The sequence below is a fragment of the Nocardia sp. NPDC050793 genome (assembly GCF_040654065.1).
Lineage (GTDB): Bacteria > Actinomycetota > Actinomycetes > Mycobacteriales > Mycobacteriaceae > Nocardia.
Genome location: NZ_JBFAHG010000010.1, coordinates 267,869 through 293,752 on the forward strand (window position 1 = coordinate 267,869; position 25,884 = coordinate 293,752).

27 protein-coding genes are annotated in these 25,884 nt (G+C 69.0%); 8 read left to right on the forward strand and 19 right to left on the reverse strand.

Features of this window, described 5'->3' with window-relative positions; all coding sequences use genetic code 11:
- Window positions 1-72: 72 nt before the first annotated feature.
- The 9 genes from AB0H50_RS29310 to AB0H50_RS29350 all read right to left on the reverse strand — a co-directional run bounded on the left by AB0H50_RS29310 (window position 73) and on the right by AB0H50_RS29350 (window position 8,893).
- Entirely contained in the window at window positions 73-1,101 is a 1,029-nt protein-coding gene (locus tag AB0H50_RS29310; protein ID WP_357458804.1) for a lysophospholipid acyltransferase family protein, read from the reverse strand.
- The gene (locus tag AB0H50_RS29315; protein ID WP_357458898.1) at window positions 1,098-2,129 is read right to left on the reverse strand and encodes an NAD-dependent epimerase/dehydratase family protein; all 1,032 of its coding nucleotides are present in this window, start codon (window positions 2,127-2,129) and stop codon (window positions 1,098-1,100) included. Before AB0H50_RS29315 ends, AB0H50_RS29310 begins: the two co-directional genes overlap by 4 nt.
- A 283-nt stretch (window positions 2,130-2,412) precedes the next feature.
- Window positions 2,413-2,514, reverse strand: a complete 102-nt coding sequence (locus AB0H50_RS29320; RefSeq protein WP_003402602.1) for an AURKAIP1/COX24 domain-containing protein — start codon at window positions 2,512-2,514, stop codon at window positions 2,413-2,415.
- A gap of 245 nt (window positions 2,515-2,759) precedes the next feature.
- Window positions 2,760-2,948 (reverse strand): helix-turn-helix domain-containing protein, encoded by a 189-nt coding sequence (locus AB0H50_RS29325; protein ID WP_040696222.1) that lies wholly within the window; start codon window positions 2,946-2,948, stop codon window positions 2,760-2,762.
- Between the two features lie 292 nt (window positions 2,949-3,240).
- Window positions 3,241-4,062: a pyrroline-5-carboxylate reductase gene (gene proC, locus AB0H50_RS29330; protein WP_357458806.1), complete on the reverse strand. Its 822-nt coding sequence runs from the start codon at window positions 4,060-4,062 to the stop codon at window positions 3,241-3,243.
- Between the two features lie 23 nt (window positions 4,063-4,085).
- Window positions 4,086-4,973: a thioesterase family protein gene (locus tag AB0H50_RS29335; protein WP_357458808.1), complete on the reverse strand. Its 888-nt coding sequence runs from the start codon at window positions 4,971-4,973 to the stop codon at window positions 4,086-4,088.
- A 107-nt stretch (window positions 4,974-5,080) separates the two neighbouring features.
- Window positions 5,081-5,956 (reverse strand): sugar phosphate isomerase/epimerase, encoded by an 876-nt coding sequence (locus tag AB0H50_RS29340; RefSeq protein WP_357458900.1) that lies wholly within the window; start codon window positions 5,954-5,956, stop codon window positions 5,081-5,083.
- 141 nt (window positions 5,957-6,097) lie between these two features.
- Window positions 6,098-7,741 carry a hypothetical protein gene (locus tag AB0H50_RS29345; protein WP_357458809.1) on the reverse strand — a complete coding sequence of 548 codons (1,644 nt, stop codon included), beginning with the start codon at window positions 7,739-7,741 and terminating at the stop codon, window positions 6,098-6,100.
- Window positions 7,742-7,861: 120 nt separating this feature from the next.
- Entirely contained in the window at window positions 7,862-8,893 is a 1,032-nt protein-coding gene (locus AB0H50_RS29350; protein ID WP_357458811.1) for a Ppx/GppA phosphatase family protein, read from the reverse strand.
- A gap of 65 nt (window positions 8,894-8,958) precedes the next feature.
- Here AB0H50_RS29350 and AB0H50_RS29355 point away from each other — a divergent pair, with 65 nt between their 5' ends.
- The 4 genes from AB0H50_RS29355 to AB0H50_RS29370 all read left to right on the forward strand — a co-directional run bounded on the left by AB0H50_RS29355 (window position 8,959) and on the right by AB0H50_RS29370 (window position 11,471).
- Window positions 8,959-9,834 (forward strand): hypothetical protein, encoded by an 876-nt coding sequence (locus AB0H50_RS29355; RefSeq protein ID WP_357458814.1) that lies wholly within the window; start codon window positions 8,959-8,961, stop codon window positions 9,832-9,834.
- Window positions 9,835-9,971: 137 nt separating this feature from the next.
- Entirely contained in the window at window positions 9,972-10,442 is a 471-nt protein-coding gene (locus AB0H50_RS29360) for a hypothetical protein (RefSeq protein ID WP_357458817.1), read from the forward strand.
- A gap of 116 nt (window positions 10,443-10,558) precedes the next feature.
- Complete coding sequence (locus AB0H50_RS29365) at window positions 10,559-11,008, forward strand: hypothetical protein (protein ID WP_357458820.1); 450 nt, start codon at window positions 10,559-10,561, stop codon at window positions 11,006-11,008.
- A gap of 130 nt (window positions 11,009-11,138) precedes the next feature.
- Window positions 11,139-11,471 (forward strand): hypothetical protein, encoded by a 333-nt coding sequence (locus tag AB0H50_RS29370; RefSeq protein WP_357458822.1) that lies wholly within the window; start codon window positions 11,139-11,141, stop codon window positions 11,469-11,471.
- A 136-nt stretch (window positions 11,472-11,607) separates the two neighbouring features.
- Here the strand turns inward: AB0H50_RS29370 and AB0H50_RS29375 are convergent, their stop codons facing one another.
- From AB0H50_RS29375 to AB0H50_RS29385, 3 genes are all read right to left on the reverse strand, one after another.
- Window positions 11,608-12,297 carry a response regulator transcription factor gene (locus AB0H50_RS29375; RefSeq protein WP_067840863.1) on the reverse strand — a complete coding sequence of 230 codons (690 nt, stop codon included), beginning with the start codon at window positions 12,295-12,297 and terminating at the stop codon, window positions 11,608-11,610.
- Window positions 12,294-13,529, reverse strand: a complete 1,236-nt coding sequence (locus AB0H50_RS29380) for an ATP-binding protein (protein WP_357458825.1) — start codon at window positions 13,527-13,529, stop codon at window positions 12,294-12,296. The genes AB0H50_RS29375 and AB0H50_RS29380 overlap by 4 nt, the downstream gene beginning before the upstream one ends.
- A gap of 166 nt (window positions 13,530-13,695) precedes the next feature.
- Complete coding sequence (locus tag AB0H50_RS29385) at window positions 13,696-14,136, reverse strand: helix-turn-helix domain-containing protein (protein WP_357458828.1); 441 nt, start codon at window positions 14,134-14,136, stop codon at window positions 13,696-13,698.
- Between the two features lie 89 nt (window positions 14,137-14,225).
- Here AB0H50_RS29385 and AB0H50_RS29390 point away from each other — a divergent pair, with 89 nt between their 5' ends.
- Window positions 14,226-14,885 carry an NAD(P)-binding domain-containing protein gene (locus tag AB0H50_RS29390; RefSeq protein ID WP_357458830.1) on the forward strand — a complete coding sequence of 220 codons (660 nt, stop codon included), beginning with the start codon at window positions 14,226-14,228 and terminating at the stop codon, window positions 14,883-14,885.
- Between the two features lie 178 nt (window positions 14,886-15,063).
- On the opposite strand, the gene AB0H50_RS29395 is transcribed toward AB0H50_RS29390, so the two are convergent.
- From AB0H50_RS29395 to AB0H50_RS29420, 6 genes are all read right to left on the reverse strand, one after another.
- A complete protein-coding gene (locus AB0H50_RS29395; RefSeq protein ID WP_357458833.1) occupies window positions 15,064-17,115 on the reverse strand; it encodes a CocE/NonD family hydrolase in 2,052 nt (683 codons plus the stop codon).
- Window positions 17,116-17,533: 418 nt separating this feature from the next.
- Complete coding sequence (locus AB0H50_RS29400) at window positions 17,534-18,271, reverse strand: phosphoglyceromutase (RefSeq protein WP_357458836.1); 738 nt, start codon at window positions 18,269-18,271, stop codon at window positions 17,534-17,536.
- 43 nt (window positions 18,272-18,314) lie between these two features.
- The gene (locus tag AB0H50_RS29405; protein WP_357458838.1) at window positions 18,315-19,208 is read right to left on the reverse strand and encodes an ROK family protein; all 894 of its coding nucleotides are present in this window, start codon (window positions 19,206-19,208) and stop codon (window positions 18,315-18,317) included.
- Between the two features lie 238 nt (window positions 19,209-19,446).
- A complete protein-coding gene (locus AB0H50_RS29410) occupies window positions 19,447-19,950 on the reverse strand; it encodes a YbjN domain-containing protein (RefSeq protein WP_357458841.1) in 504 nt (167 codons plus the stop codon).
- The gene (mshA, locus tag AB0H50_RS29415) at window positions 19,947-21,353 is read right to left on the reverse strand and encodes a D-inositol-3-phosphate glycosyltransferase (RefSeq protein ID WP_357458843.1); all 1,407 of its coding nucleotides are present in this window, start codon (window positions 21,351-21,353) and stop codon (window positions 19,947-19,949) included. The genes AB0H50_RS29410 and mshA overlap by 4 nt, the downstream gene beginning before the upstream one ends.
- A 322-nt stretch (window positions 21,354-21,675) precedes the next feature.
- Window positions 21,676-22,497: an alpha/beta hydrolase gene (locus tag AB0H50_RS29420; protein WP_357458846.1), complete on the reverse strand. Its 822-nt coding sequence runs from the start codon at window positions 22,495-22,497 to the stop codon at window positions 21,676-21,678.
- Window positions 22,498-22,734: 237 nt separating this feature from the next.
- On the opposite strand from AB0H50_RS29420, the gene AB0H50_RS29425 reads away from it, so the two are divergent.
- A complete protein-coding gene (locus AB0H50_RS29425; RefSeq protein ID WP_357458849.1) occupies window positions 22,735-23,469 on the forward strand; it encodes an SDR family NAD(P)-dependent oxidoreductase in 735 nt (244 codons plus the stop codon).
- A gap of 138 nt (window positions 23,470-23,607) precedes the next feature.
- Window positions 23,608-24,069 carry a large conductance mechanosensitive channel protein MscL gene (gene mscL / locus AB0H50_RS29430; protein WP_357458852.1) on the forward strand — a complete coding sequence of 154 codons (462 nt, stop codon included), beginning with the start codon at window positions 23,608-23,610 and terminating at the stop codon, window positions 24,067-24,069.
- Window positions 24,070-24,101: 32 nt separating this feature from the next.
- On the opposite strand, the gene AB0H50_RS29435 is transcribed toward mscL, so the two are convergent.
- Entirely contained in the window at window positions 24,102-25,193 is a 1,092-nt protein-coding gene (locus tag AB0H50_RS29435) for a UDP-N-acetylmuramate dehydrogenase (protein ID WP_357458903.1), read from the reverse strand.
- Between the two features lie 40 nt (window positions 25,194-25,233).
- Between AB0H50_RS29435 and AB0H50_RS29440 the strand changes: the two genes are divergently transcribed.
- Complete coding sequence (locus AB0H50_RS29440) at window positions 25,234-25,719, forward strand: DUF2505 domain-containing protein (RefSeq protein ID WP_357458855.1); 486 nt, start codon at window positions 25,234-25,236, stop codon at window positions 25,717-25,719.
- The last annotated feature ends 165 nt before the right edge of the window (window positions 25,720-25,884 follow it).

A 25,884-nucleotide genomic window follows, 5' to 3' on the forward strand; every position in this document is an offset into this window, starting at 1 on the left:
AGGCGCGAGTCTCGACCGCTGGGCAGCGAGACATAAAGGCCGCGAACACGCGCGCGCCAGCGCGCCAAAGACTCAGCCCGTAAATGCGTTGCGGCGCTTGGTGAGCAGTTTGTAGAGCGTCTGCTGGATGGTCTCGCGGACCTGGTCGGTGACCTCGAACATGGTCATCGGGTCGTCGGCGGCCTCCGGCTCGTAGGCCGTGGTGCCGATGGGTTTGCCGAATTCGATGTACCACTTCGAGGGCAGCGGCACCGCGCCGAGCGGGCCGAGGTGCGGGAACGTCGGCGTCACCGGGAAGTACGGCAGCCCGAGCAGACGCGCCAGCGGCTTGATGTCGGCCAGCTTCGGGTAGATCTCCTCGGAGCCGACGATCGAGCACGGGATGATCGGCACGCCGGTGCGCACGGCAGCGGCGACGAAACCGCCACGGCCGAAGCGCTGGAGCTTGTAGCGGTCGGAGTACTGCTTGCCGACGCCCTTGAATCCCTCGGGGAACACACCCGTCAGTTCGCCGGAGCGCAGCAGGCGCTCCGCGTCCTCGCGGCAGGCCAGCGTGTGCCCGGCCTTGCGGGCCAGCACGCCGAGGAACGGCATCTCGAAGATGAGGTCGGCGGCGAGCAGGCGCAGCGCGCGCTGCTTGGCGTGGTGGTCGTGGATGGCCAGCTGGAGCATCAGGCCGTCGACCGGGACGGTGCCCGCGTGGTTGGCGACCACCAACGCGCCGCCCACTTCGGGGATGTTCTCCATGCCGTTGACCTCGACGCGGAACCACAGGTCCGACAGCGGTCGCAGCGCGGGCAGGATGACCGATTCGAGCAGGTGCTCGTCGAAGCCGAACTCGTCCACCTGGTAGTCGCCGGTCACGCGGCGGCGCGCGAAATCGGCGGTGCGGCCGATCTGCTTGCCGACCTCTTTACGAATCAGGTCGGACAGCGATTGCGGCGCCTGCGGCACGGCCGAGGCGAGCCGATCCGTCAGGGACGTGACGTGGCTCGGCTTCGTCTCCCCCGGCGTACGGTCCGGCCAGCGACGAGTGCTGGTGCGTTGTCTTGTATCGATATTCAGATCATGAAGTTGGATGACTTTCGCCACGTCGTTCATTGGTGTGCTCCCGTACCGGCCCCTATGAGGCCGAGCAGTTTCTTTTCTGCGGCATCGATCCACGCTGGATCGAAGACGGGCCGCAACGCTGCGCCCCCGATGAAGTCGTCGAACGCCTGAACGGTTGTCCACCGCGGTTCGAAGCCGAACTCGGCTCGCATTCGCGTGGTGTCCAGGCCACAGCCGAAATGGAAGTAATCGAGTTGTTCTCCGGTGAATTCCCGCATCACCGGCCCCATCAAAGCGCGGCCCGCGGTGCGGAACACCGTGAACGGCACCGGCAGCTCGATGCGCCCCGCCCTGCGCACCGCCTGCGACAGCGCCAACGCTCCATCGCCCGCGATGTTGTAGGTACCTCCGGGGGCCGACTGCGCCGCATGTGCCAGCGCGGCCACCGCATCTTCTTCGTGCAAGAGCTGCATTCGAGGGTCCCGGCCGAAGACGGTCGGTGTCACCGGTGAACGGAGATACTGTACGCCGCGCCCGGCCAGTCGCGGGCCCACAATCGGCGCGAAACGCAGAATCGATGCCGCGATATCGGGGCGTCGCCGCGCGAGCCCGCGGACGAAACCCTCGATTTCGATCATGTCCCGCGCAAACCAGCCGCGCGGCGGTGTGCGGGCGCTCATTTCCTCGGTGAATTTCGCCGGATCCTTGGCGCTGCACCCGTAGACCGCCGAGGTGGAGCGCACCACGACCCGCCGCACCGAGGGCGACTTCTGGCAGACCGCGAACAGCTGCATGGCGCCGAGCACGTTGAGGTCTTTCATCACCGCGCGTCCGCCGCCGGACGGCGGCTTTGCCAGCACCGCCGTGTGCACGACGGTATCGACCTCGTTGCCGCCGATCACCTTGCGGATCAATGGATTTCGAATATCGCCGCGGACGAACTCGGCGCGTCCCATGCGGCGCCGCAGTTCCCGGCTCGGTGTCATGCTGTCGACGGCGAGAATACGGTCGACAGCCGGATCCTGGGCGAGCTTTGCCACTACGGCGCTGCCGAAGAAGCGACTGGCGCCGGTCACCATCACGACCTTGGGCGTGTGTCCGTCTCTTATGTCAGATCCCACCGCAGCACCGGTTCCCACCTACCAGGCCCCCATTTACATTTATTGGCGGTTCCAGAGTAACCGCTACCGTCTGGGTCGCCGAGGTTATTAACCAGGATCTAACGATGACTTCAGTCACCGGATACATCGAATAGGTTTCAAACTGGACCATTTCAAAGACAGAGGCCCGCCACCGAGTGGTGACGGGCCTCTTGTCACACAGGCGCCGGCCGGACGACGTCCGCCCTACCGGCGCGCATGCTCACTTGCCGAGTTTGCGCCGCTGAACACGCGTGCGGCGAAGCAGCTTGCGGTGCTTCTTCTTCGACATGCGCTTGCGGCGCTTCTTGATCACAGAACCCATAGGGTGTCCTCGCGTTCTCTCTACTCGGCGCGCACGCCACGGCGTACGCCTAGCTGATTTCGGCATCCGCGCCGCCAGCGGCCACCGGACACCACGAACTGGCGCCGCAGGCAGGCGAACACGAACCGAGGGTTCATCCTACCGGTATCGGATGGGGGCCCGACCAAGGGCCCTCGCGGTCGAGCGCGCTGTCATCCGCGGGCCGCCGCGCACCGCCACGGGGCCCTTTCGGGGGCGAAACCGCCTCAGCCTGCGTCGAAGTAGGACGTCTCCAGGTAATCGTGCACGGCTTTGGCGTGCACGCGGAACGACCGGCCGACGCGCACCGCGGGCAGTTCGCCCGAATGCACCAGCCGGTAGACCGTCATCTTGGAAACCCGCATCAGGTTCGCCACTTCGGCGACCGTGAGGAATTGAGTGCCACCACCGAGCATCGATTGGCCCGACGATCCCGAACCACTTTGCGCTCTATCTCCGCCCCGGCCACCGGATGGGCCGGACGAACCTGGTGACGTCCCCGAGCTATTTGCAGACATCTTGTTGGAAGACATCATTGCACCATTGACCTCCGGCACGTCCGCGCCGCCGGCTTCCCCACCGGCGGAACAGACACGCACGTGCTCCTTGAAGCTTAGCGGGGCCAGTGGGATTGCTGCGACGTGTGTGAGAAATCAGCTTCTGACGCCCGGTTTGCCCCGAAGGGAACGCGAGATGTACAGCCGGGCGCTATTCGGTCGACGCGCCCTGCTCGGCCGACCGCTGCTTGGCCGCGTGCAGTGCCTCCAGAAACGCCGAGCGAACGCCGCCGCGTTCGAGTTCGCGCAGGGCCGCCGCGGTGGTGCCCGCGGGCGAGGTGACGGCCGCGCGCAGCTCCACCGCGCTCTGGCCGGACTCGTCGAGCAGCGCGGCCGAGCCGACCATCGTCTGCACCACCAGCTGGGTGGCCACGTCCCTGGTCAGGCCGAGCCCGACGCCCGCGTCGACCATGGCCTCGACGACCAGCAGGAAGTAGGCGGGGCCCGATCCCGATACCGCGGTAACCGCGTCCATCTGCGACTCGGCCACGGTGACCACCCTGCCGACCGCGGAGAGCACCTCGGTGACCTGCTCCAGCTGTTCGGCCTTGGCGTAGCGGCCCGGCGCGAGCACGCTCATGCCCTGTCCGACCAGCATCGGGGTATTCGGCATCACCCGCACCACCGGGAAGCCGGCGGGTAGCTTGGCCTCCAGCCGGGCCGTCGGGACGCCTGCCGCCAGCGAGACGAGCACCTGATCGCGGTCGCCCGCGTTCAGCTCGGCCTTGCCCAGTTCGGTCAGCACGGCGTCCACGTCACCCGGCTTGACGGCGATCACCAGCAGATCGGCGCCGACGGCCGCGTCGGCCGCGTCGGCGGTGACCCGCACGCCGAACCGGTTCGCGATCAGCTCGGCCCGGTCGGCGTGCGTCTCGACGACGACCAGATCCTTGCTCGCCCTGCCCGACTCCAACAGGCCGGCGATCAACGCCTCCCCGATCCGGCCTCCACCGATCACCGCAATTCTCGTCATGGACGTAAAGATTAGTGTGCGCGTCAGCGGCGTTGCGGAATCAGTGCGAGCTGACGGCTCTGCGCGACCACCGCGCCGGTGCTGTCGAGGATGAGCTGGTCCTCGTCGAACATACGTCCGCCGACCTCGTGAGAGGTGGCGATGATGCGCAGCCAGCCGGGCGCGGGCCTGCGCCGGAGGTAGGTGGTCATCTGCACGGTGGGCGCCCAGCCGAAATGGCCGAGGTTCATCGGCACCGGCGGGCTAATGTCGGCCGCCATCATCGCGAAGTACATGGACACGTCGGGGTCGCGCTGATCGCCCTCGAACGGGCGCATCCACAACCGCAGCCGCGGCTCGCTCTTCGCGCCTTCCAGGAACTTCGCCCACTTCCGGTCCAGGTAGAGGTCGGCGCCCTTGGCGACGTGCACGACCTTGCCCATCGGAGAACCCTCGTAACCCATTGCGTCAGCGGCGGGTTCGGCCGGCATGTCGCTGTGCTCGGGGGCAAACAGCGGGTCCATGTCGTCGAGGTGGCCGAAGGTGAAGGCGGTGCGCACCATGGCGCGGCCGTTCTGGCTGAGGGTGGTGTCGGCGAGACAGATCTGACGGCCGACCTTGCGAATGTGCACCTCGTACTCGACCTCGCCGGGCTCCGGGGCGCCGAGGAAGTCCGAACTGGCGGCGATCGGCGCCATCTCGGTGAGCGTCGGATCGGAGGCGCGCAGCCAGCGGGTTGCGGCCGCGGCGCTCGCCGCGACCATGGTGCCGCCGTGCACCTTCTCGCCGATGGTCCAGATGTCGTCGATGACGCCCGCGTATCGTCCGACGCCCGCCTCGGCAGACAGCAGCTCGGTCAGCGCGCACACCGCGCCGAATGGGCCGTCCGTCGCGGTCGGTTCGGCCGCGTCGGTGGTCAACTCCAGCGTCATCGTCACTCCTGTCGTACTGCCCCCAGACGTTCGTACAGCGTACAACCCTTGATCGCGAGGACGGCATTCCCCGGCGTGGGGCGGATCGATGTCACACCGGGCAGATGTCAGAGCTGATTCGCGTGCGCGGAGGCCGACGCGGGCGTGGGGGCGACGCCGTTCAGGTGCAGCCGGGCGAAGGCCAGCGTGCGGTGCAGCAGCGCGGCGCGATGGACGGTGGTGCGGGCGTTCTGGGTGTTGATCTCGGCGACGGCGTGCCCGGAGAACCCGTTGCGCACCAGCTGCGCGCAGACTTCGGCGCAGGGCTGAGTGCCGTCGCCGGGGACGAGGTGTTCGTCATGGGCCGCGCCGCGTCCGTCCGCCAGGTGCAGGTGGGCGAGGCCGTGTCCCATCCTGGCGGCCAGCGCGAGCGGATCGGCGCCCGCGGTCGCGGTGTGCGAGAGATCGAGGGTGTAGTGCCGGAAGCCGGTGTCGGTCGGGTCGTAGGACGGGCTGAAGGCGGTCAGACCCCAGCCGGGGCCGCCACGCCGCTCCAAGCGCTTCGCCGAACTCGCGCCGCGGCCGAACAGCGAATCAGCGCGCATCGGGAACATGTTCTCCACCGCGACGACGACCGGGCTGTGCTCCTCCAGCTCGGCGACCTGCTCGGCGAAACCCTCCGCGTAGCGCCGCTGCCAGCGAAACGGCGGATGCACCACCACGGTCGCCGCGCCGAGCGCCTCCGCGGTCCGCACGCTGCGCTCCAGCTTGGCCACCGGGTCCGCGCCCCACACGCGCTGAGAGATCAGCAGGCACGGCGCGTGCACCGCGAGCACCGGAACGTCGTACTTGCGGACGTAGGACTGCACGGTGGCGATGCTCTGGCTGGCCGGCTCGGCCCACACCATCAGCTCCACGCCGTCATAGCCGAGCTCGGCCGCGTACCGGAACGCCGCCTCGGTGTTCTGCGGGTAGACGGACGCGCTGGAGAGGCCGACCAGGATGTCGCGCCTCGGCCCGCCGGACGATCCGCCCGGCGCCCCCGCCGCCGGTTCGCCGGTCTGATCGGGCGCTGGTCCCCCGACCGCGCTTCCGATCCGAGTGTTCTCCGCCTGCCCGATGGTCCCCACAGCCGCGCTCCCTACTCAGTTCGTACTGAGAAGAAAGGCTAGCGGTCCCAGCGTGACGAAGATGCCGACAACGACGGCTATCACCGTGCTGAGGATGTCGTCGGTCCGGCGCAGAATCCGAACCAGCGCGACCAGACCCAGGATCACGATCATCGCCAGGGCCAGCGCCACCCAGGGGAGCATCTCCCACATCCGCTCGAAACCCTTGAACAGCAACATTCCGGCGACCGCGGCGCCGGTGCTCTGCCCGCCGAGGATCATCCACTGCTTCCGGTTGGCGTCGTACTCGGCCTTGCGCGCGGCGCGGGAGCGGCGCGGCGACGGTCGCCTGGCCGGAGCCGCGGTCCGGGCCCGCGGCTCGTCCTCGTCGTCCTCCTCGTCGTCGAGCAGGAACGGGTCGTGCACATCGGTCAGGCCCTCGTCGGCCGCGACCTCGGCCCGGCCGCCGCGCGACCGGCCGCGACCGGCGCTCGCGCGTTCGGCGCGCTCGACTCCGTCGCGCAGCAGATCACCCGCCACCGTGGAGCCGGAGACCAGCTGCTGATCCTGGCTGGCCAGCGACCACGCGGCCGTCGGGATGCCGCCGGACTCTGGCCCGGCATCGGCCTGCTCCGGCACTGGCTTGCGCCCTCGCGCAGACCACGCGGGCACCGTGCCCTCGGCGCGGGAGCGCAGGCTCTCGGAGCGACGAGAGCTTCGCTGGGCCTCGCGGGGCTCCTGAATCGGCGCGCGCCCGGACGGCTTGCCGCGGTCGGGCAGCGGCGTGAGCGGCAGGGGCGCGGAGTCAGGGGCGAAGTCGTTCGCGGGGGGCGCCCATGCCGCCGTCGACGGACCGGACTCCTCGGCCTCCGCCGCCCTGCGCCGCGCGGCCCGGCCACCGCGGCCGCCGAGGTCATGCCGGTCGCCGCCGTGGATGCTCCGCTCGTCGGGCGCGGGGCGCCCGTTGCGTGGAATGTCGAAGTCGACCGGGTCGCGCAGCGGCGGGCCGACCACGATGGTGGCGTCGTCGTCCGGGTCCGGCTTGCGCCTGCGGCCGCTGCGCTTCGGAGCGGGCGCGTCGGCCAAGGCGTCGGCGCCGTACGGCGACGCGGCCTCCAGCGGGTCCGGTGCGCTGTGCCGGGAGCCGGGGGACATGTCGCGTCCCGGCATGACCAGGTTGGAACGCCCGGGCGGCGGGTCCGAGTAGGACGGCGCCGCAGGATAGGACGTGGGCTCGGGGTAGGGCGTCGGCTCCGGGTAGGACGTCGGTTCTCGGTAGGGCGCCAGCGGGTCGTACCGGGCGATCGGGCCCGACATCGGGGAATGGCTCGGCAGCTCCGCGACGGGATCAGGAGCGGCGAAAGACATCGGCTCCGGCGCAATGGGTTCGAAAGCCGGAGGTTCGTAGGCCGGGGGCTCGAAAGCGGTCGGCTCGAACGGTGCCTGCGCGTAGGAGGCGGGCTCGAACGACGCCGGTTCGGCCGCTACTGGCTCGTCGTCGGGTGCGGCGTGCGCGGAGTGGCTGCCGCCCTCGCGGATGACCGGAAGGTCACCCGTCAGCTCGGCGACGGAAATGCCGCGGCTACCTCGCCTGCGCCGCCCACCGCCGGACGACGCGCCCTGCTGACCGTTGCGGGCCAGCAGCTCGGCGACCGATAGCTGCTTGGAATCATCGCTCATGCCGTCGCCTCGCTGACGCTCGGCTCCGGCATGCGCGAAGCGCGCTGCCACATGATTCGCTCACTGCGTTCGCTCATGCCGCCGCCTCGCTGACGCAGACGATTGGCTCACTGAGTTCGTTCATGACGACACCGTTCCGATCGGACCGGCGAGCGCGCCACCGCCGGGCGCCGGCCTGCCTGGTTCGGCCGCCGGGCCCGTCGGGCGCGATGCTTCGGGTCCACCGTTCATATCGGTATCCAGTTTGCGCAGGATCAGCCCTTCTCGCAGCGCCCACGGACAAATCTCGAGAGTATCCAGCGACAGCGCCCGCATACTCGCCTCCGCGACCAGTGCGCCAGCCACCAATTGCTGTGAGCGATCGGCACTTACGCCTTCCAATTCTGCACGGTCCGACGCGGTCATCCGCGAGATGAACGCAATCAGTTGGCGCAGACCTGAGCTGGTGAGTGTACGACGCACGCGGGTGCCCGCCGCCGAGGGAGCCGCTCCGGTCAGCCTGGCCAGCGATCGGAACGTCTTCGACGTGCCGACGGCGAGATCGGGCCTGCCCACCTCGATCAGTTGTTTGGCGGGGGTGACGAGTTCGGCGTCGAGCCAGTCGCGCAGCACCGCGACCCTGCGTTTGCCCGGGGGATCCTCGCGCAGCCACTCCCTGGTGAGCCTGCCTGCGCCGAGTTGCAGCGAGAGCGCGACGTCGGGTTCCTCGTCGCCGCCGTTGCTCATCTCCAGCGAGCCGCCGCCGATGTCGAGATTGAGGATGCGGCCCGGGCTCCAGCCGTACCAGCGGCGCACCGCGAGAAAGGTCAGCCTGGCCTCGTCGACGCCGGTGAGCACCCGCAGCTCGACGCCCGTCTCGGCGCGCACCCTGGCCAGCACTTCTTCGGAGTTGGCGGCCTCACGCAGCGCGGAGGTGGCGAACGGCATCAGCTCGACGCAGCGGGAGGTCTCGGCGATGCTGGCGAATTCGGCCACGGTCTTGATGAGCCGCTCGGCGCCCTGGACGGTGATCCGGCCCGCGTCGTCCAGGTTCTCCGACAGCCGGAGCGTGGCCTTCGTCGAGCTCATCGGCATCGGATGGCCACCACGGTGCGCGTCCACCACGAGCAGGTGAACGGTATTGCTTCCGACGTCGAGTACCCCAAGCCGCACATGAACACGGTACTGGGTCGACCGGCGCTTCAGGCCAGGCGACCGAACTGTTAGCGTTTGTTGGTGTGACGGTAGGCGCAACCGCGAGCAGCCAGACCCCGCCCCGACCAGCGGCGAAGATCGACCCCGCGCCGGAGGTCGATCTGGATTTCCCGCGCGAATGGATCGAGTTCGTCGACCCAGCAAATGACGAGCACCTGATCGTCGCCGATCTCACCTGGCTGCTGTCCCGATGGACCTGCGTCTTCGGGACGCCCGCCTGCCAAGGCATCATCGCCGGTCGCCCGGACGACGGCTGCTGTTCACATGGCGCGTTCCTCTCCGACGAGGACGACCAGGAGCGTTTGCGTGAGGCTGTGAAAATGCTCACACCGGACGACTGGCAGCTGATGCACGAGGCCGAGAACGCCAAAGGCAAGGTGACCAAGAAGGGCTACCTGGAACTCGACGAGCTCGAGGACGAGCCCGCGCTGCGCACCCGGCGTGTCGACGGCGCGTGCATCTTCTTGAACCGTCCCGGCTTCGAGGGCGGGGTCGGCTGCGCGCTGCACACCATGGCGCTGCGCCGCGGCCTGGAGCCGCACACCGTGAAGCCGGACGTCTGCTGGCAGTTGCCGATCCGGCGCACCCAGGAATGGGTCGACCGCCCCGACGGCGTGCAGATCCTGCGCACGGTGATCACCGAATACGACCGGCGCGGTTGGGGTCCCGGCGGCCTCGATCTGGATTGGTACTGCTCCGGATCGCCCGACGCGCACGTGGGCGCGCGGCCGGTCTGGCAGTCCTACGCACCCGAGCTGAAAGAACTGCTCGGCGAAGCCGCCTACGAGGAACTGGCCAGGCACTGCAAGCGCCGCGAAGGACTCGGCCTCATCGCCGTCCATCCCGCGACAGTGCACGCGCAGCGCAACGCCGAGCAGCGAGCGCACGGCACGGCGTAGCTCTCCCGAACACATCCCGGCGGACGAGCACACCCCTAGCGGACGCTTGTCCAGTTTTGCGAAACGTTCACATTTCACACATCCGGTCGCTTACTGTGCGGAGGCCCACATCCAGTGGGCAGCACAGGAGTACAACCATGAACACCATCACGCCAGGCCTGGTCGGGCGCCGGATCGGCACCGGACTCGCGGGCTTCGCCGCGGCGGCGGCCGTCGCCGTCTTCGCGGCGCCACAGGCGCACGCCACCGTCGACTCGATCACCGTGTCCGGCGCCGACCACACCATCGACACCACCTACACGCTGCGCGCCAAGCTCAGCGGCGCGGGCATCGGCCTGCTCGTCTACTGGTCGGACAACGGTGATCAGATCACCGGCCCGAAGGTGCCATGGCCGGTCGGCGAGTCCTCCGTCAGCTGGACGCCGAAAACGCCTGGGCAGCACCTGATCACGGCATCCCAGGGCGGCAGCACCAAGACCATCGTCGTCCAGGTGACCGACCCGAGCGATCCGGGCGATCCCGGCGACCCCGGGAATCCGGGCGGGGGCACCGGCAGCGCGGGAACGGGTAGCGCGGGCAAGCTGCTCGGCAGCCTGTTCGGACGCTGAGTCCCGGTTCTTCCGAACGTATTTCGGCGCGGCCGAACTCTCGCCAAAATCTGAAATATCTACGCTTCAAAGCGTAGGGTCCCGTCGATCGGCATGGTCGACACAGGAGGAGCACCATGACATCACTCAGCATCATCCGGCGCGGGGCGGGCGCCGGACTCACGGCCCTGGCGGCCACCGCCGTCACCGTGCTCGCGGCGCCATCGGCGTACGCGGCCGTGCAGTCGGTCTCGGTCGAGGGCAGCAACCACAAGGTCGGCACTACGTACACCATCTCGGCCGAGGTCGGCGGCGCGTCCGGCGGACTGCTGGTCTACTTCAGCGACAACGGCGAATTCATCGGCGCGCCAAAGGTTCCGTGGCCGCCGGGCAGCGCGACCATCGAATGGAAGCCGAGCACGCCAGGCCAGCACATCATCACCGTCGAGCAGGGCGGCAGCACCAAGTCCATCGTGGTCGAGGTGTCCAAGGCGAGCAGCGGCGGCACCGGAAGCGCGGGCAGCTCTTCCCTCAGCGGCACCGGCAGCGCGGGCAGGCTGCTCGGCGGACTGCTCGGCAGCAGCTGAAAGACTCGGTGTGCAGACCGTCACCGCGCGGTCTGCACACTCCCGTGACCAGCGCGGGCGAGCCGAACGCACCCGGCAGGTCATCTGTTCGCCATGCGCGCGTCACCCATTTCGGGTTTGATGTCGGCTCATGAAGAAAGCGCTCACCCTCGCAACCCTCGTCCTCGGTGCGACCATGGCCATGGCCGGCGGCGCGCACGCCGAGCCCGACGCGGATCCGACCAAGTTCTCGGACTTCACCGCCACTTTCGTGCCCGCGACCGATCCGTCCGCGGTGAATGCCGCCGCAGAGGGCAAGAACGTCATCATGAGCCCCTACGGCACCAGCCGCACCATCGCCTGCCGCGGCAACGGCACCACCGTCCCGCTCTACGACTGCATGCAGGAAGACGACCTCGGCTGGATCACCCTGCGCAAGACCGACGTTCCCGCCATCGGCCCGACCTGGGTCTACCTCCCGTAAGAGGAACCGTCGGACGGCGTCCGCCGATCGGACGCCGTCCGCGCAAGGGGGCCGCCACGCGCACGAAACGATCCGGCCCCGGTTACGCGCTCGGGGGTGAGGACGCGGAACCGGGGCCCGTTCGCTGTCTCGCTGCTCAGGCCTCGAGCTTGTACCCGAGACCGCGCACGGTCACCAGGTGCTCGGGCTTGGCCGGATCGGCCTCGATCTTCGAGCGCAGCCGCTTGACGTGCACGTCGAGGGTCTTGGTGTCGCCCACGTAGTCGGCGCCCCAGACCCGGTCGATCAGCTGGCCGCGGGTCAGCACCCGGCCGGAGTTGCGCAGCAGGTACTCGAGTAGATCGAATTCCTTGAGCGGCAACGTCACCGGCTTGCCGTTGACCAGCACGGTGTGGCGATCCACGTCCATCCGGACCGGACCCGCCTCCAGCACGCCGTTCTCGCTGCCGCCGTCGAGCTCGTCGCCCGCGCCGCGGCGCAGCACCGCGCGGATGCGCGCGATGAGTTCGCGCGCCGAATACGGCTTGGTGACATAGTCGTCGGCGCCGAGCTCCAGGCCGACCACCTTGTCGATCTCGCTGTCCCGCGCGGTCACCATGATGACCGGCACGCCGCTGCGGGTGCGCAGCTGCTTGCACACATCGGTGCCACTCATACCGGGCAGCATCAGGTCGAGCAGGACGATGTCGGCACCGGAGCGATCGAACTCGGCGAGCGCGGACGGGCCGTCGCCCACCACGGTGACCTCGAAGCCCTCCTTGCGCAGCAGGAACGCGAGCGGATCGGCCAGCGACTCCTCATCCTCGACGATCAGAACACTCGTCATCTGCGTGCCTCCACACCATTCGGTCTGCCCGGCGCCTGGGGGCGCGGGCCGGTTTCCTTCGTGCTCACCACGGGGCCGTCGGCTTCCTCGTCGCTGTCGGCCTCGAGATGAGCGGGTATTCGCAGCGTGAACGTCGACCCGGTGCCCAGTTTGCTCCACAGGGTGATCTCACCGTTGTGGTTGGCCGCCACGTGCTTGACGATAGCGAGCCCGAGCCCGGTCCCACCGGTGGCCCGCGAACGAGCCTTGTCGGAACGGAAGAACCGTTCGAACACCCGCTCCTGGTCTTCCTTCGGGATGCCGATGCCGCGGTCGGTGACCGCCATCGCGACGTGGTCGCCGCGCAGCGACCTGCTCACCGAGACGTGCGAACCGGTCGGCGAGTAGGCGATCGCGTTCTCCACCAGGTTGGACAGTGCGGTGACGAGCAGCGTCTCGTCGCCGAGGACCTCGAGCCCGCTCGGCCGATCGGTGCTGACGGTGATGCCCGCCGCTTCGGCCGCGGTGCGCGAGCGGTCCACCGCCTGCATGACGACGGTGTCGACGTCGACGACCTCGAGTTCGGGCAGCTTCTCCGCGCCCTGCAGTCGCGAGAGCGCGATCAGCTCGGTCACCATCTTGCCGAGCCTGCGGGATTCGCCGAGCACGCGTTCGCCGAAGTGGCGCACCGCCTCGGGATCGTCGGCGGATTCCAGCAGCGCCTCGGCCAGCAGGCTCATCGCGCCGACGGGGGTTTTGAGCTCGTGGCTGACGTTCGCCACGAAATCGCGCCGGGTGGCCTCCATGCGGGCCTGTTCGGAATCGTCGTCGGCGAACAGGACGGTGAAACCGGTCTCTTCCGGCGAGAGCGGCCGCGCCACGCCGCGCACCGCGATCCTGCTGCGGCCCGGCATCGGGTTCTTCGCGGTCAGGTCGAATTCGGCGGACTCGCCGTTGCCGAGCACCTTCTCCACCGCCGCCCACGCGCGTTCGTCGAGCAGGCGGTTGCGGACCAGGCCGAGTTCCTCGGCGCGCGGGTTCACCAGCACCACGTCGCGGTACTGGTCGACCACCGCGATGCCGCTCTCGGAGGCGAGCACGATCAGGTCGAGCACCTGCGACATGGTCAGCCCGGAATCGGCCTGCCTGCGGGCGGCCTGACGGGCGTTCACGTACGGAATCAGCAGTCCACCGACTGCCAGGCCGACGACAGCCGCAAGAACTGCCAACAACACGGCCTGCGGAACACTCACACTTGAATCGTACGGTCGCCGACCGACTCACCAACGCCGGGTTCACGAAGTTTCATGCAGGTCACAGGGCATTACAGGGCCGTTAGCCGTGTGTTTACGCGTTGTTCGGACTAGCGGTGGCGTGACGCGTTGCCCGAAGCAAGCTCGGCTCCGTCGGTGGACAAGATCAACGGCTGCGGTCCATCCCCTCCTCCGCGAGCGCCGCGTTCACCGCCCTGCCGTGCTTGTCGACCCACTCGCCGAGCGCGTAGATCGGCCCGAGCAGATCGTGGCCCGCCACCGTGAGTTCGTATTCGACGCGCGGCGGTGCTTCGGCGTAGCGGCGGCGCTGCACCAACGTCAGCTGCTCCATCCGGCGCAGGGTCTGGGTGAGCATCTTCTGGCTGATCCCGCCGATCGCGGTCCGCAGCTCACCGGGACGCATCGGCCCCTCCCGCAGCATGTAGACGATCACCGGCAGCCAGGAGTTGCCGAACAGGTCGACGCCCATGCGCGCGGGACAGTCCGATTCGTAGTCGCCGTACGGCGGGTAGTCGACCCGCTCCGCCGCGGGCACAGTTGGCGTGTTCGAGGGCGCGCGCCCTACGCCGGCTTCCGAGTCGGTCATGGGTTCAGCATGGCACCGCCGTTGGGCACCCGGAGGTGCCTATCGAATTCTCTAGCGTCGGAGCCACATTCGACAGCTAGGAGTTCATCATGCGAATCGGAATCATGGGTGCGGGCGCGATGGCGCGTGCGCTCGGCGGCGGCTGGGCGGCGGCGGGGCACGAAGTCCGCTTCGGCGCGCGGCGCAGCGAGGCGGCCGCCGAACTGGCCGACGCGATCGGTCACGGCGCGCGAGGCGGGAGCATCGAAGAGGCGGCCGGGTTCGGGGAGGTGGTGCTGCTCGCGGTGCCGGTCGACGCGCTGGACGCCGTGCTGCGGTCGGCAGACCTCGACGGCCGCGTCCTCGTCGACTGCACCAACGCCTTCGAACCCGATACCAGCGCGCCGGACGGCACGCTGAACTTCGTCCTCGCCGAGGACGCGGTGGCCGAACGCATCGCCGCCACCGCCCCGACGGCGCACGTGGTGAAGGCCTTCAACCTCTGCGCGGCCGAAGTGTGGGCGGCGGAGGCCCGCGAGTTCGACGGCAGCCGTCTCTCCGTGCCGCTCTGCGGCGACGACCCTGATGCCGTGCACCTCGTCGCCGGTCTGGCCGAGGATCTGAAGCTGCGGCCGTTTCCGGCGGGTGGGTTGCATCGAGCTCGGTACTTGGAGGCGGCTTCGGCCATGACGGTCGGCCTCTGGTTCGCCGGGCACGACAGCCGGGCGATGTTCCCGCCGCTCGCCGCTGCGTTCGCTACGCGCGACTGAGAAAGGCGGGCGCCTGGCGGTGGGGTCGTCGGGTTGGCGGGTGGTACTCGGCTTACCTCCCGCTAACTCGTGCGTGGGTGCAGCTTCCGGCGGGCTCGGACCGGCGGCGGTTGTCGTTCGCTCGTGGTGGTGCGGACGCCGAGGCGTGTCAAGGGGGCTGGCAATCAAGAAGCGCGATTCACCAACCGGGATTGCCGCGCACCGGGATGTTCACGAAGCTCGGGCGCTCCGGGTCCAGCTGCACGTGCTGCGGCTTCAACTCCGTGTCGAGCAGCATCGGCAGGACCGGCAGGCCCTTGGGGAAGTTCCCCGCGAACACGTCCACCCGAAGGCGGTGGCCCGGCTGCAGAACCGCCTCGGTGGCGCTGAGCGTGATGTCCAGCGTGGTGGCCTCGCCCGGCACCGTCGGCTGCCGGGTCTCCAGCGACGTGAACGGCCGCGGGTCGGTGTAGTCGCCGTTGGCCGAGCGGGTGCTGTTGGCCTCGTCCACCTGCCGCAGCGAGGCCATCAGCTGCCCCGAGGTGAGCACGGTCGACTGGCCGTCGGGCGCGACATCGTTGACGGTCACCGTCCAGTACCCGTCCGCCGCGTCCTGAACGGTGTTGAGCCGCACCGCGATCGGGCCGGAGATGGTGGTCGTGTCGGCCACCGGCGCGCTGGTGAAGGTGAGCGCGTTCAGCTCGGCGACGCGGGAATCCTTGGCGCATCCGTCGATGATCGACAGCACGCCGATACTGCCCTGCGCGGCGTCGTTGGAGCACAAGGTGGTCAGGCCGGGCGCGACGGTCAGCCGGGCGGTGTCGGCGTTCGCCTCACCGGTGAGCGAACCGTCGTAGACGCTGCGCGCGGTGCCGCTCGGCTCCGAGGACAGGTACATGCGGCGGTGCTGCGCGGCGGCCGCACCGGTAGCCGTCGCGCCGAAGCCGTTCTGGGTGACCCAGCCGCCGCCCTGCTGGCGCAGGGTGACCGGGCCGTACCCGTCGATGCCGTTGTCGATGCCCTTGAGCCACTTGTCGAACCACGCCCGCTGCAGCACGTCCAGCCGCGGCGGCAGACCCGGCTTGTCGTACTCGTTGCCGGAGTTCACGTGGTAGGTGTTGCCCATCAGCAGCTGCTTCTGACCGGCGGGCAGCGGAATCTCGTTGTAGATCTTGGATTCCGAGTAGGTGAACAGATCGTGCCAGCCGCCGACAACGAAGGTCGGCACCCGGATCTGCGAGGGGTCGCTGACGTAGTCGCCGCGTTCGGGGCTGTTGTGGCTGAGCAGGCCTAGCAGGCGCGGGTCGGCGTCCTGGAAACGCGTTGCGGTGTAAGCGTTCAGGAACACGTCCATGAAGGTGAGCGGGGAGGCGGCTCGATCTTTGAGCCATTGCCAATCGAACTGGCCGTTCACGATGGACTGGAGATCCGGCGCCCACTTGAGCGAGTTGATCGCGGTGAGCCACAGCGGGATGAAGTTGAAGCCGAAGCCGCCGCCGGGCGCGAGCACGTCGTTGACCAGGTCGCTGCCCGGCACCACCGGGAAGATCGCCTTCAGCGCGGGCGGCTGCTGCGCCGCGGCCTGCACCTGGTTGATGCCCGAGTAGGAGATGCCGTTCATGCCGACCTTGCCGTCGGACCACGGCTGGCGCGAGGCCCAGTCGATGACCTCGAGGGTGTCCTGCTGCTCCCGGGCGCGGAGCATGTCCCACTCGCCCTGCGAGAAGCCGGTGCCGCGCACGTCGACGACGACCTGGGAGTAGCCGCTCTTGATCAGCTGCCGGTCCACGGTGAAGTTGCGCAGTTCGCCGCCGCCGAAGGCCTTGGTGAGATCGGTGACGCCGGACAGCGGGGTGCCGCTGAAGTCGATCTGCCGGAACAGGTTCAGCAGCGCGTCGGACAGCACAGGGACGGACTGCGCGTGATCGGCGAGGTTCGACACCAGCTTGGTGTAGGGCGTCAGGTTGACGATGGTCGGCGTCGGCGCATCGATCGGGTGGCCGGAGGCATCGGCGGGCCGGTAGACGTTGCCCTTGAGCACCGTGCCGTCACTCATGGTGATCGGCACATCCCATTCGATGTGCACGTTCGGGTACTGCTGTGCGGAATCCTGCGTGGCGGCCCACGCCGCTCCGGCCGCGCCGCCGTCGGGACCGGTCGCGACGGGCGCTGCGGTCGCGCCGGTGGCGAGGAAAGGAACGAGCACGGCGGCGGCTAGCGCCGCGACTGTGGCCCGTAACGCGTACTTCATCGGACGTGATCCACCTCTCGGACTGGTCGAACGCCCGGAAGCATACACAACTTACCAGTCGGTAAGGACTTCCGGATCCGCGGAGATCGGCTGGAATCTCAATTCACATACGCTTGACGGCTCGCGATAGTCGCTGGATATGGAGATCTTCGCGGGATACGCGCACCAGAACGAAGGTTTACCGCATTGGCCGCGTCGAGACAGGAGCACACGCCGGAATGCGGGCCGAAATACACCGGACTTCCGCGAGACCCCCCTCGAGTCGCACCGGGCGGCGTACTGGCCAACCGAGCCGTCCACGGCACAGGCTTCGGACACAGCCGGAGTGCTCTCCCGCACGGCGGCATTCGAACCGCCCACCCGCCGAAATGACAATGCGCCGCGGCCGATCAACGGCCGCGACGCATCGAACTACGTACTACTTACCGCCCTGGCTGGCGACCGCGGCCGCACCGGCGGCAGCCGCCTCGGGGTCCAGGTACTCGCGCGGACGCACCGGGCGCAGATTCTCGTCCAGCTCGTAGCGCAGCGGGATGCCCGTCGGGATGTTCAGTCCCGCGATGTCCTCGTCGGAGATGTTGTCCAGGTGCTTGACCAGCGCGCGCAGCGAGTTGCCGTGCGCGGCCACCAGCACGGTCTTGCCGGTGAGCAGCTCCTTGGAGATGGTCGACTCCCAGTACGGAACCATCCGGTTCACCACATCGAGCAGGCACTCGGTCTTGGGCACCTCGATGCCCGCGTAGCGCGGGTCGCCTTCCTGGCTGTACTCGTTGGCCGGGTCGATCGGCGGCGGCGGGGTGTCGTAGCTGCGCCGCCACAACATGAACTGCTCGTCGCCGTACTTCTCGCGGATCTGCCCCTTGTTCTTGCCCTGCAGCTCGCCGTAGTGACGCTCGTTGAGCCGCCAGTCGCGCACCACCGGGATCCAGTGCCGGTCGGCGGCGTCCAGCGCGATGTTCGCGGTGGAGATGGCGCGGCGCAGCACCGAGGTGTAGACGATGTCGGGCAGGATGCCGTGCTCGGCGAGCAGCTCGCCCGCCCGCTTGCCCTCGGCGATGCCCTTGTCGGTCAGGTGCACGTCCACCCAGCCGGTGAACAGATTCAGGGCATTCCATTCGCTCTCGCCGTGGCGCAGCAGCACGAGGGTGTACGTCATGACGGTCATCCTGCCACGCGCGGGCTTCGCGCCGGAGCCCTGGTCAGGGTGCCGGAGCGAGGGCGGTGAGCAGTCCGGCGCCGACCAAGGTGGCCTGATCGCCCAATTCCGAAGGGACCACGCGCAGGTCGCGGAGGAAGTCGATGCGGGCGTGCGCCCCGATCGCCTCCTGTAACGGTCGCCACAGCGGCTCGCCGGACTGGGCGAAGCCGCCACCGACCACGACCAGGTCCACGTCGAGCAGTGCGGCAGCCGACGAGATCACCTGTCCCAGCGCGATTCCCGCGCGCCGCAGCGCCGCCTTGGCGATCCGGTCCCCCGCCTGGGCGTCGACGGCCAGCTCCACGCCGGTGCTGCCCTCCCAGCCGCGCTCGCGCGCCCACCGCACCGACGACGGACCGCTGGCCACCGCCTCCACGCAGCCGACGCCGCCGCACGCGCAGGGATCGGTCGACCCGGGGACGATCATGTGGCCGATGTGACCGGCGTTGCCGGTGTGCCCGACCGCGACCATGCCGCCCACGATGACGCCGCCGCCGATGCCGGAGGACACCGTCATGGCCAGCGCGTCCGGCGTCTCCCGCGCCGCGCCGAAATGCCGTTCGGCGAGCGCCAGGCACACGCCGTCGATGGCGAAGCGCACCGAGGCGTCCGGGAACACTTCCTGCACCGCGGGCACCACCGCGAATCCGTCGCGCCACTCCGGGATATTGAGCGGGGTGGTGATGCCCGCCGGAGCGTCCACCGGACCGCACGCGCCGATACCGACGAGATCCACCTCGGACCCGTTTGCCGCCGCGAGCAGCAGCCCGCGCACCGCGTCCCACACGCCCGTCGGCGGCACCTGGATGCGGCCGACCTCGTGCGTCATCCCGTCGGCCCCCACCAATCCGACCGCGATCTTGGTCGCGCCGATGTCCAATGCGAGAACGGTCATCTGAAACCCCCACTTCCCAACGCCACCGGACCGCCGCTGTCGCGCGACGGTCCGGTGCCGAATGATCTTGCTGTGCGGTCGCCAACGGTAGTTGCCCGACGGGCGACAGGCACCATCGGCCGCCACGCCCGCCGGTTGCCGAACACCATCGGCCGCCACGTTCGGCGGTGGTCGCGCATCAATCGGCAAGCGCGATCGGTCGCAGCATGAGCAGCCGGACGCTATCGACCGCGGGTGGTCAGGAGTTCTCGGAGGATTCCACCAGGTGCTCGAACGCGCGCAGGTTCTTCAGCGACTCGCCGCGCGAGACCCGCCACTTCCATTCCCTTCGAATGGATTCCGCGAAGCCGAGTTCCAGCAGCACGTTGAAGTCCGCGTCCACGGCCTCGAGCACCTGGCCGAAGATGCGGTCGAGCTCGTCCTCGGTGACGGCGTGCGTGGCGATGCGGCCGACCAGGTAGATGTCGCCGATTCGGTCCAGGGTGTATGCCACGCCGTAGAGGCGGCGGTTGCGGCGGAGCAGGAATTTGTAGACGCCCTCGAAGTTCTCGTCGGGCTTGCGGCAGACGAAGGACTCGATACGCACGCCGTGTTTGCCGACGGTGAGCAGCACCGTCGTCTTCAGCTTGCGCTCACCGGGCAGGACGACGACGAAGACGTCCTCGCCGGGGCGGGTGTACTCGATCTCCCTGTCCCGCAGAGTCTCGTCGATCAGCCGCGCGGTGGCCTGGATATCGGTCATCGGTGCACTCCCATCCGGCGCCGCCACAGCGCGCGCGATCTGCCCTGCCCGCCCTCGCCGAGGAGCGCGGCACCGGACAGGCTAGTGCGTTCCGTCGCGAGCGGGCCGTCGAGCACCGTCGGCCGCGCGGCCTCGCCCGCACCGAAACCGGAGAGAGCGGCGGCGTAACTGGCGAGCAGACCGTCGGCGGTGTGCTCCCAGGAGAAGTTCGCGGCGTGCTCGACCGCACGGTCGCGCATCGCGTGCAGCCGACGCGGCTCGTCGAGCAACGTCCCGAGTGCGGCGGCCCAGTCCGGGATGCGGTGACCGGCCACCAGCAGCCCGGTCTCGCCGTTCCGGACGGCGGTGCCGAGACCACCGACGTCGGCGGCCAGCACCGGGGTGCCGGTGGCCTGCGCCTCGATGGCGACCAAGCCGAAGGACTCGTTGTAGCTGGGCACCGCGACCAGGTCGGCGGCGCGGTACACCTGGACGAGCCGGTCAGGCGGCTGCGGCGGCAGGAAGGTCACGCGGTCGGTGATGCCGAGTTCGGCGGCGAGCTCGATCAGCGCGTCGGGGCGCTCCAGGCCGGTGCCCGACGGGCCGCCGACGATCAGCACACGCAGATTGCGGGCGGGATGGGTGCGCAGCAATTCGGCGGCGGCGCGCACGAGCACGTCGGGAGCCTTGAGCGGTTGGATGCGTCCGACGAACGCGACGATCTGCTCGTCGGCGGCCAAGCCGAGCTCGGCGCGGGCCGCGGCCTTGTCACCGGGACGGTATCGAGCGAGGTCGGCCCCTGGCGGCACCACATCGATGCGGTCGGCGTCGGCGCCGTAGAGCTCGACGAGCTGACGCGCCTCCTCGGCGGTGTTGGCGACCATCCGGTCGGCCTCGGCGATGACCTGCTTCTCGCCGATCTCCCGGGTGGCGGGCTCGGGACAATCGCCTTCGGCGAGCGCGGCGTTCTTCACCGCGGCCAAAGTGTGCGCGGTGAACACCAGCGGCACCCGCCAGCGGTCCCGCGCAAGCCAGCCGACCTGACCGGACAGCCAGTAGTGCGAGTGCACCAGGTCGTAGTGGCCGGGCTGGTGGCGCGCCTCCTGACGCAACACCTCCGCGGTGAACGGGCACAGCTGGGTCGGCAGGTCGTGCTTGTCGAGCCCCTCGAACGGGCCTGCCACCACATTGCGCACAAGCACGCCGGGCCCAGCCTCCTGCACCGGAGGCACGTTCGAGGAGGTGGCGCGGGTGAAGATCTCGACTTCGGTCCCACGTCGTGCCAGCTGGAGGGCCGTTTGCAGCACATAGACGTTCATGCCGCCCGCATCGCCGGTGCCCGGCTGCGCGAGTGGTGAGGTGTGCACCGACAGCACGGCTATCCGATTCGGCCGCAGGTCCGCACGTTGACTCACACCATCCATAGTGCACGGTGGACAACCGCTCCCGACGACCCCTACCGGGCAAGTGAGAGTCATCACACACCGCGTGGGCAACCCTGCTGACCTGCGATTCGAATGTATGTGCGTACCTCCGCATCCGCTCCGGCCATGCGCGGTCCAACGACGGGCTACCGCCCGGCAGCGCCAGTCACGCGTACCTCCCGCATCCGCTCCGGCCATGCGCGGTCCAACGACGGGCTATCGCCCGGCAGCGCCAGTCACGCGTACCTCCCGCATTCCCTCCGGCCACGCGCGCTCCAACGACGGGCTATCGCCCGGCAGCGCCAGTCACGCGCACCGAGGGCTACAGACTGTCCGCGAACTCGGTGACTTCGGCGACGAAGCGCGGCCGGTCCTCGATGAACAGTCCGTGCTGCGCACCCGGCCAGAACGAGGTGCGCGCGCCGGGGGTGTTCTCGGCGATATAGCGGCCGTTGTCGATGGGGACGACCGGGTCCGCGTCACCGTGCAGCACGAGCACCGGAATATCCAGGGCGCGAAGGGTTTCGGTGTTGTCGACGGAACGGTAGAACAGCGCCTTGCGCACCGAGGGCGGCGTGGCGAGGCTGATGCCGAAGAGCCGCTGGGCGTCCGCGCCCTTGTCCGGGTCTGGACCGGTATTGGCGTTGCCGAACGCGGCGAAGGCCCTGGTGGCGCGGCCCGCGCTGGTCTCGAAGACGCCGGGGATGGCCTCCCGCATGGCCGATCCGGTGGCCGCGCCAGGCACGTCGCGGCCGATATTGGCCATCGAGCCGGTGAACACCACGCCCGCCACCGCGCCCGTGCCGTAGGCGGTGAGGTAATCGCTGATCACGATGCCGCCGTAGGACCAGCCGAGCAGCACCGCGCCGGACGAGATCCCCTCAGCCGCCAGCACCGCGGCGATATCGGCGGCCCAGTTCTTGGGGTCGTCGTAGCCGGTCTCCGGTACGCCGGAATAGCCGTGGCCACGCAGATCGACCGCGACCACACGGAAGCGGCGGGCCAAGTCGTCGGCCGCGCCGCCCCAGCAGCGCAGGCTCGCGGACCAGCCGTGCACCAAGACGAGGGGCCGTCCGTCGGCGGGCCCGTCGACCCGATAGACGATAGTGGTGCCGTCCGCGCTGACCGCTTCCCGAAGTGCCATGGCACCCAGCGTAAGGGCGGGGGCCGATGATCCGCGCGACAGCGCCCGGCGTTCGCAAACACTCCGCACCTAGGATCACCGGCATGAGCGAACGCAGTGAGCGAATCATGTGCCAGCGCGCATTGCGCATGCCGAAGCCGAGCGCCAGCGAGGCGCAGGCATGAGCGAACGCAGTGAGCGAATCATGTGCCAGCGCGCATTGCGCATGCCGAAGCCGAGCGCCAGCGAGGCACAGGCATGAGCAATCGCACCGCCGTCGTCACGGGAGCCAGTTCGGGCATCGGGGAAGCCACCGCGCGAGAACTCGCCGCTCAGGGCTATCACGTGTACGTCGGCGCGCGCAGGCTCGACAGGCTGAAGGCGCTCGCCAACGAAATCGGCGGCACCGCGCTGGAACTCGACGTCACCTCCGAGGAGTCGGTCGCGGCGTTCACCGACGCGGTGCCGACGGTCGATGTGCTGGTGAACAACGCGGGCGGCGCAAAGGGCCTTGCGCCGGTGAGCGAGGCCGATCTCGACGACTGGCGCTGGATGTGGGAGACCAACGTGCTCGGCACGCTGCGCGTCACGAAGGCGTTGCTGCCCAAGCTGATCGCGTCCGGCGACGGACTGATCGTCACCATCACCTCGGTCGCCGCGTTCCATGCCTACGACAACGGTTCCGGGTACACCTCGGCCAAGCACGCCCAGGCCGTGCTGCACCGCACGCTGCGCGGCGAGCTGCTCGGCAAGCCGGTGCGGCTCACCGAGATCGCGCCCGGCGCGGTGGAAACCGAGTTCTCGCTGGTGCGTTTCGGCGGCGACGAAGAGCGGGCGGCGAAGGTGTACGAGGGAATCGATCCGCTGGTCGCCGCGGATATCGCCGAGATCGTGGGATTCGTCGCCTCGCGGCCGCCGCACGTGAATCTGGATCAGATCATCGTGAAGCCGCGGGATCAGGCCGACCCGGGACGGTTCGCGCGGCGTTCCTGAGCCGCATCGATCTGGTGTACAACTTGTCGGAAACTCCGCCAAGATCGTTTGCTGCGAATTCGCCGAGTTGCGGAGACGCGGTTAGCATCGGATGGTTTTTCTGAGAATTGGCTACACCAGATTGGAGTTGTTCGACTCATGCTCAAGGGCTTCAAAGAGTTCCTGATGCGCGGCAATGTCATCGACCTCGCCGTGGCGGTCGTGATGGGCACCGCGTTCACGGCGGTGGTGACCTCGGTGACCAAGGGCGTCGTCAACCCGTTGCTCGCCGTTCTCGGCAACGCCAACGAACTCGGCCTCGGCTTCCACCTGGTGCCGAGCAAGCCCGCGACATTCATCGCCGTCGGCCCGATCGTCACCGCGATCATCGACTTCATGATGATCGCCGCGGTTCTCTACTTCGTGCTCATCCTGCCGATGAAGACCCTGAAGAACCGGTTCGGCACCACCAAGGCCGCCGAGCCCACCGAAATCGAACTGCTCATCGAGATCCGCGACCTGCTCGCCAAGCAGAGCGCTGACGACCGCGCCGCCCAGAACGCCGAGACCCTCGCCAAGCTCGACCGGGTCGACCCGACGGTCGGCAGCTCGCAGCGGTAGGGCTAACGATCGGACCGGCCGGTCTCATCCGATCAGAGCGTGACGCCGACGGTGACGGGTTCTGGTTCGAGCCGGATGCCGAAACGCTCGGCCACGCCGTCGCGCACGACGCGGGCGAGCGCCACCAGGTCCCCGGCGGTCGCGACGCCGCGATTCGTCAGTGCCAGTGTGTGTTTCGTCGAGAGCCGGGCCGCGGCGTCCGGGCCTGGGAAGCCTTTGGCGAAGCCCGCCCGCTCGATCAGCCAGCCCGCGGAGAACTTCACGCCGTCCTCGGCGGGATAGGTGGGAATCGTGACGTCACCCACATGGGCCGTGATCGCGGCTCGCACCTCAGGGACCCGCGCGTGCGGGACGACCGGGTTGGTGAAGAACGAGCCCGCGCTCCAGGTGTCGTGATCGACGGCGTCGAGCACCATGCCTTTGCCCGCGCGCAGGCGCAGCACCGCCTCGCGCACCAGCGCCGCGGGCTTGGACTCGCCTTCCGCGGCATCCAGCACCCTGGTGAGTTCGCCGTAGCGCAGCGGCGCGCTGGTGCCACCCGCGTGCAGTGCGAAATCCACCTCGAGCACCACCGCGTCGTCGCGGTGCTTGAGCACACTGGTGCGGTAGCCGAAGCCGAGCTCGGCGGGCGTCACCCAGCGGATCTCGCCGCTCGCCCGGTCCAGCAGCCGCACCCGGCGCAGCAGATCGGCGACCTCGACGCCGTACGCGCCCACGTTCTGCACCGGCGTCGCGCCAGCGGAACCCGGTATGCCGGAAAGGCATTCGAGTCCGCCGAGACCGGCCGCCACGGTCGCGGCGACCACCGCGTCCCAGTTCGCGCCCGCTTCGGCCACGACGCCGTCCTGATCGATCCGGACGCCCTCGGTCGTGACACGCACCACTACGCCGTCGAACCCGTCGTCGGCGATCAGCAGGTTCGAGCCGCCCGCGAGCAGCAGCACCGGTATCTCCGCCGCGTCCAGCGCGCGCACCGTCGCCACCAGGGACTGCGTCGAGGCGCATTCGGCGACGAGCGCGGGACCGCCGACCCGTAGCGTGGTCAGCTCGGCAAGCCGCACCTCGTCGCGCACCAAGGCGCCGGTGTCGGCAAGCACATCGCGCGCCCGATCGGTCGCCACCACACGTGAAGTTCGCACGCTCCAGACGGTAGCGTGTCCAACCATGGCTACACCCTTGGCGTTCACGGCCCGCTATTCCCACTCGGTCGCCGCCGTACGCGCGGCCTTCGGCAACGAGCAGTATTGGAAGGACCGCATCGCCGAGGTCGGCGGGCCCAACGCCCGCCTGGAGTCGGTCACCGTGCAGGGCGACCAGGTGCGCGTCGAGATGGTGCAGGCCATCCCCGCCGACCAGCTTCCGCCCGCCATCACCGCCGTGCGCCCCGGCGACCTGATCATCCCGCGCACCGAGAACTGGACCGGCGACACCGCCACCTTCGACGTCCGCGTCGAGGGCGCCCCCGCCACCATGCGCGGCACCGTCACCCTGACCGGCGACGACAGCACCGCCACCACCACCGTCGAAGGCACCATCGAGGTGAAGGTCCCGCTCTTCGGCGGCAAGATCGAATCCGCCATCCAGGAGCGCCTCACCGAACTCCTCCAGTCTGAAGAAGAGTTCACCAACATCTGGCTCACCCAGCACTGAGCCACCGCGGGGCGGGAAGACCGTTTCCCGCACGGCTGAGCAGGGGCGAAAGTCCAACGCACAATCCCCACCCGACCACCCCGAGGGCGAGTCTTACGAGCCCGTTCGCGGCCGTCTCGCTTCCGAGCGGTCGAAGCGCATGCGACGAAGTCGCGAGTCTCGACC

Bases quoted from the DNA above. Each gene is read 5' to 3' on its own strand.
- AB0H50_RS29335 (WP_357458808.1), bottom strand. From the start codon at position 4,973: ATGACGCTGGAGTTGACCACCGACGCGGCCGAACCGACCGCGACGGAC.
- AB0H50_RS29370 (WP_357458822.1), top strand. From the start codon at position 11,139: ATGAAGAAAGCGCTCACCCTCGCAACCCTCGTCCTCGGTGCGACCATG.
- AB0H50_RS29365 (WP_357458820.1), top strand. From the start codon at position 10,559: ATGACATCACTCAGCATCATCCGGCGCGGGGCGGGCGCCGGACTCACG.
- AB0H50_RS29420 (WP_357458846.1), bottom strand. From the start codon at position 22,497: ATGGCACTTCGGGAAGCGGTCAGCGCGGACGGCACCACTATCGTCTAT.
- proC (WP_357458806.1), bottom strand. From the start codon at position 4,062: ATGACGAGAATTGCGGTGATCGGTGGAGGCCGGATCGGGGAGGCGTTG.
- AB0H50_RS29360 (WP_357458817.1), top strand. From the start codon at position 9,972: ATGAACACCATCACGCCAGGCCTGGTCGGGCGCCGGATCGGCACCGGA.
- AB0H50_RS29390 (WP_357458830.1), top strand. From the start codon at position 14,226: ATGCGAATCGGAATCATGGGTGCGGGCGCGATGGCGCGTGCGCTCGGC.
- AB0H50_RS29395 (WP_357458833.1), bottom strand. From the start codon at position 17,115: ATGAAGTACGCGTTACGGGCCACAGTCGCGGCGCTAGCCGCCGCCGTG.
- AB0H50_RS29315 (WP_357458898.1), bottom strand. From the start codon at position 2,129: ATGGTGACCGGCGCCAGTCGCTTCTTCGGCAGCGCCGTAGTGGCAAAG.
- AB0H50_RS29410 (WP_357458841.1), bottom strand. From the start codon at position 19,950: ATGACCGATATCCAGGCCACCGCGCGGCTGATCGACGAGACTCTGCGG.
- AB0H50_RS29310 (WP_357458804.1), bottom strand. From the start codon at position 1,101: ATGAACGACGTGGCGAAAGTCATCCAACTTCATGATCTGAATATCGAT.
- AB0H50_RS29425 (WP_357458849.1), top strand. From the start codon at position 22,735: ATGAGCAATCGCACCGCCGTCGTCACGGGAGCCAGTTCGGGCATCGGG.
- mscL (WP_357458852.1), top strand. From the start codon at position 23,608: ATGCTCAAGGGCTTCAAAGAGTTCCTGATGCGCGGCAATGTCATCGAC.
- mshA (WP_357458843.1), bottom strand. From the start codon at position 21,353: ATGGATGGTGTGAGTCAACGTGCGGACCTGCGGCCGAATCGGATAGCC.
- AB0H50_RS29325 (WP_040696222.1), bottom strand. From the start codon at position 2,948: ATGCTCGGTGGTGGCACTCAATTCCTCACGGTCGCCGAAGTGGCGAAC.
- AB0H50_RS29385 (WP_357458828.1), bottom strand. From the start codon at position 14,136: ATGACCGACTCGGAAGCCGGCGTAGGGCGCGCGCCCTCGAACACGCCA.
- AB0H50_RS29400 (WP_357458836.1), bottom strand. From the start codon at position 18,271: ATGACGTACACCCTCGTGCTGCTGCGCCACGGCGAGAGCGAATGGAAT.
- AB0H50_RS29320 (WP_003402602.1), bottom strand. From the start codon at position 2,514: ATGGGTTCTGTGATCAAGAAGCGCCGCAAGCGCATGTCGAAGAAGAAG.
- AB0H50_RS29440 (WP_357458855.1), top strand. From the start codon at position 25,234: ATGGCTACACCCTTGGCGTTCACGGCCCGCTATTCCCACTCGGTCGCC.
- AB0H50_RS29345 (WP_357458809.1), bottom strand. From the start codon at position 7,741: ATGAGCGATGATTCCAAGCAGCTATCGGTCGCCGAGCTGCTGGCCCGC.
- AB0H50_RS29375 (WP_067840863.1), bottom strand. From the start codon at position 12,297: ATGACGAGTGTTCTGATCGTCGAGGATGAGGAGTCGCTGGCCGATCCG.
- AB0H50_RS29405 (WP_357458838.1), bottom strand. From the start codon at position 19,208: ATGACCGTTCTCGCATTGGACATCGGCGCGACCAAGATCGCGGTCGGA.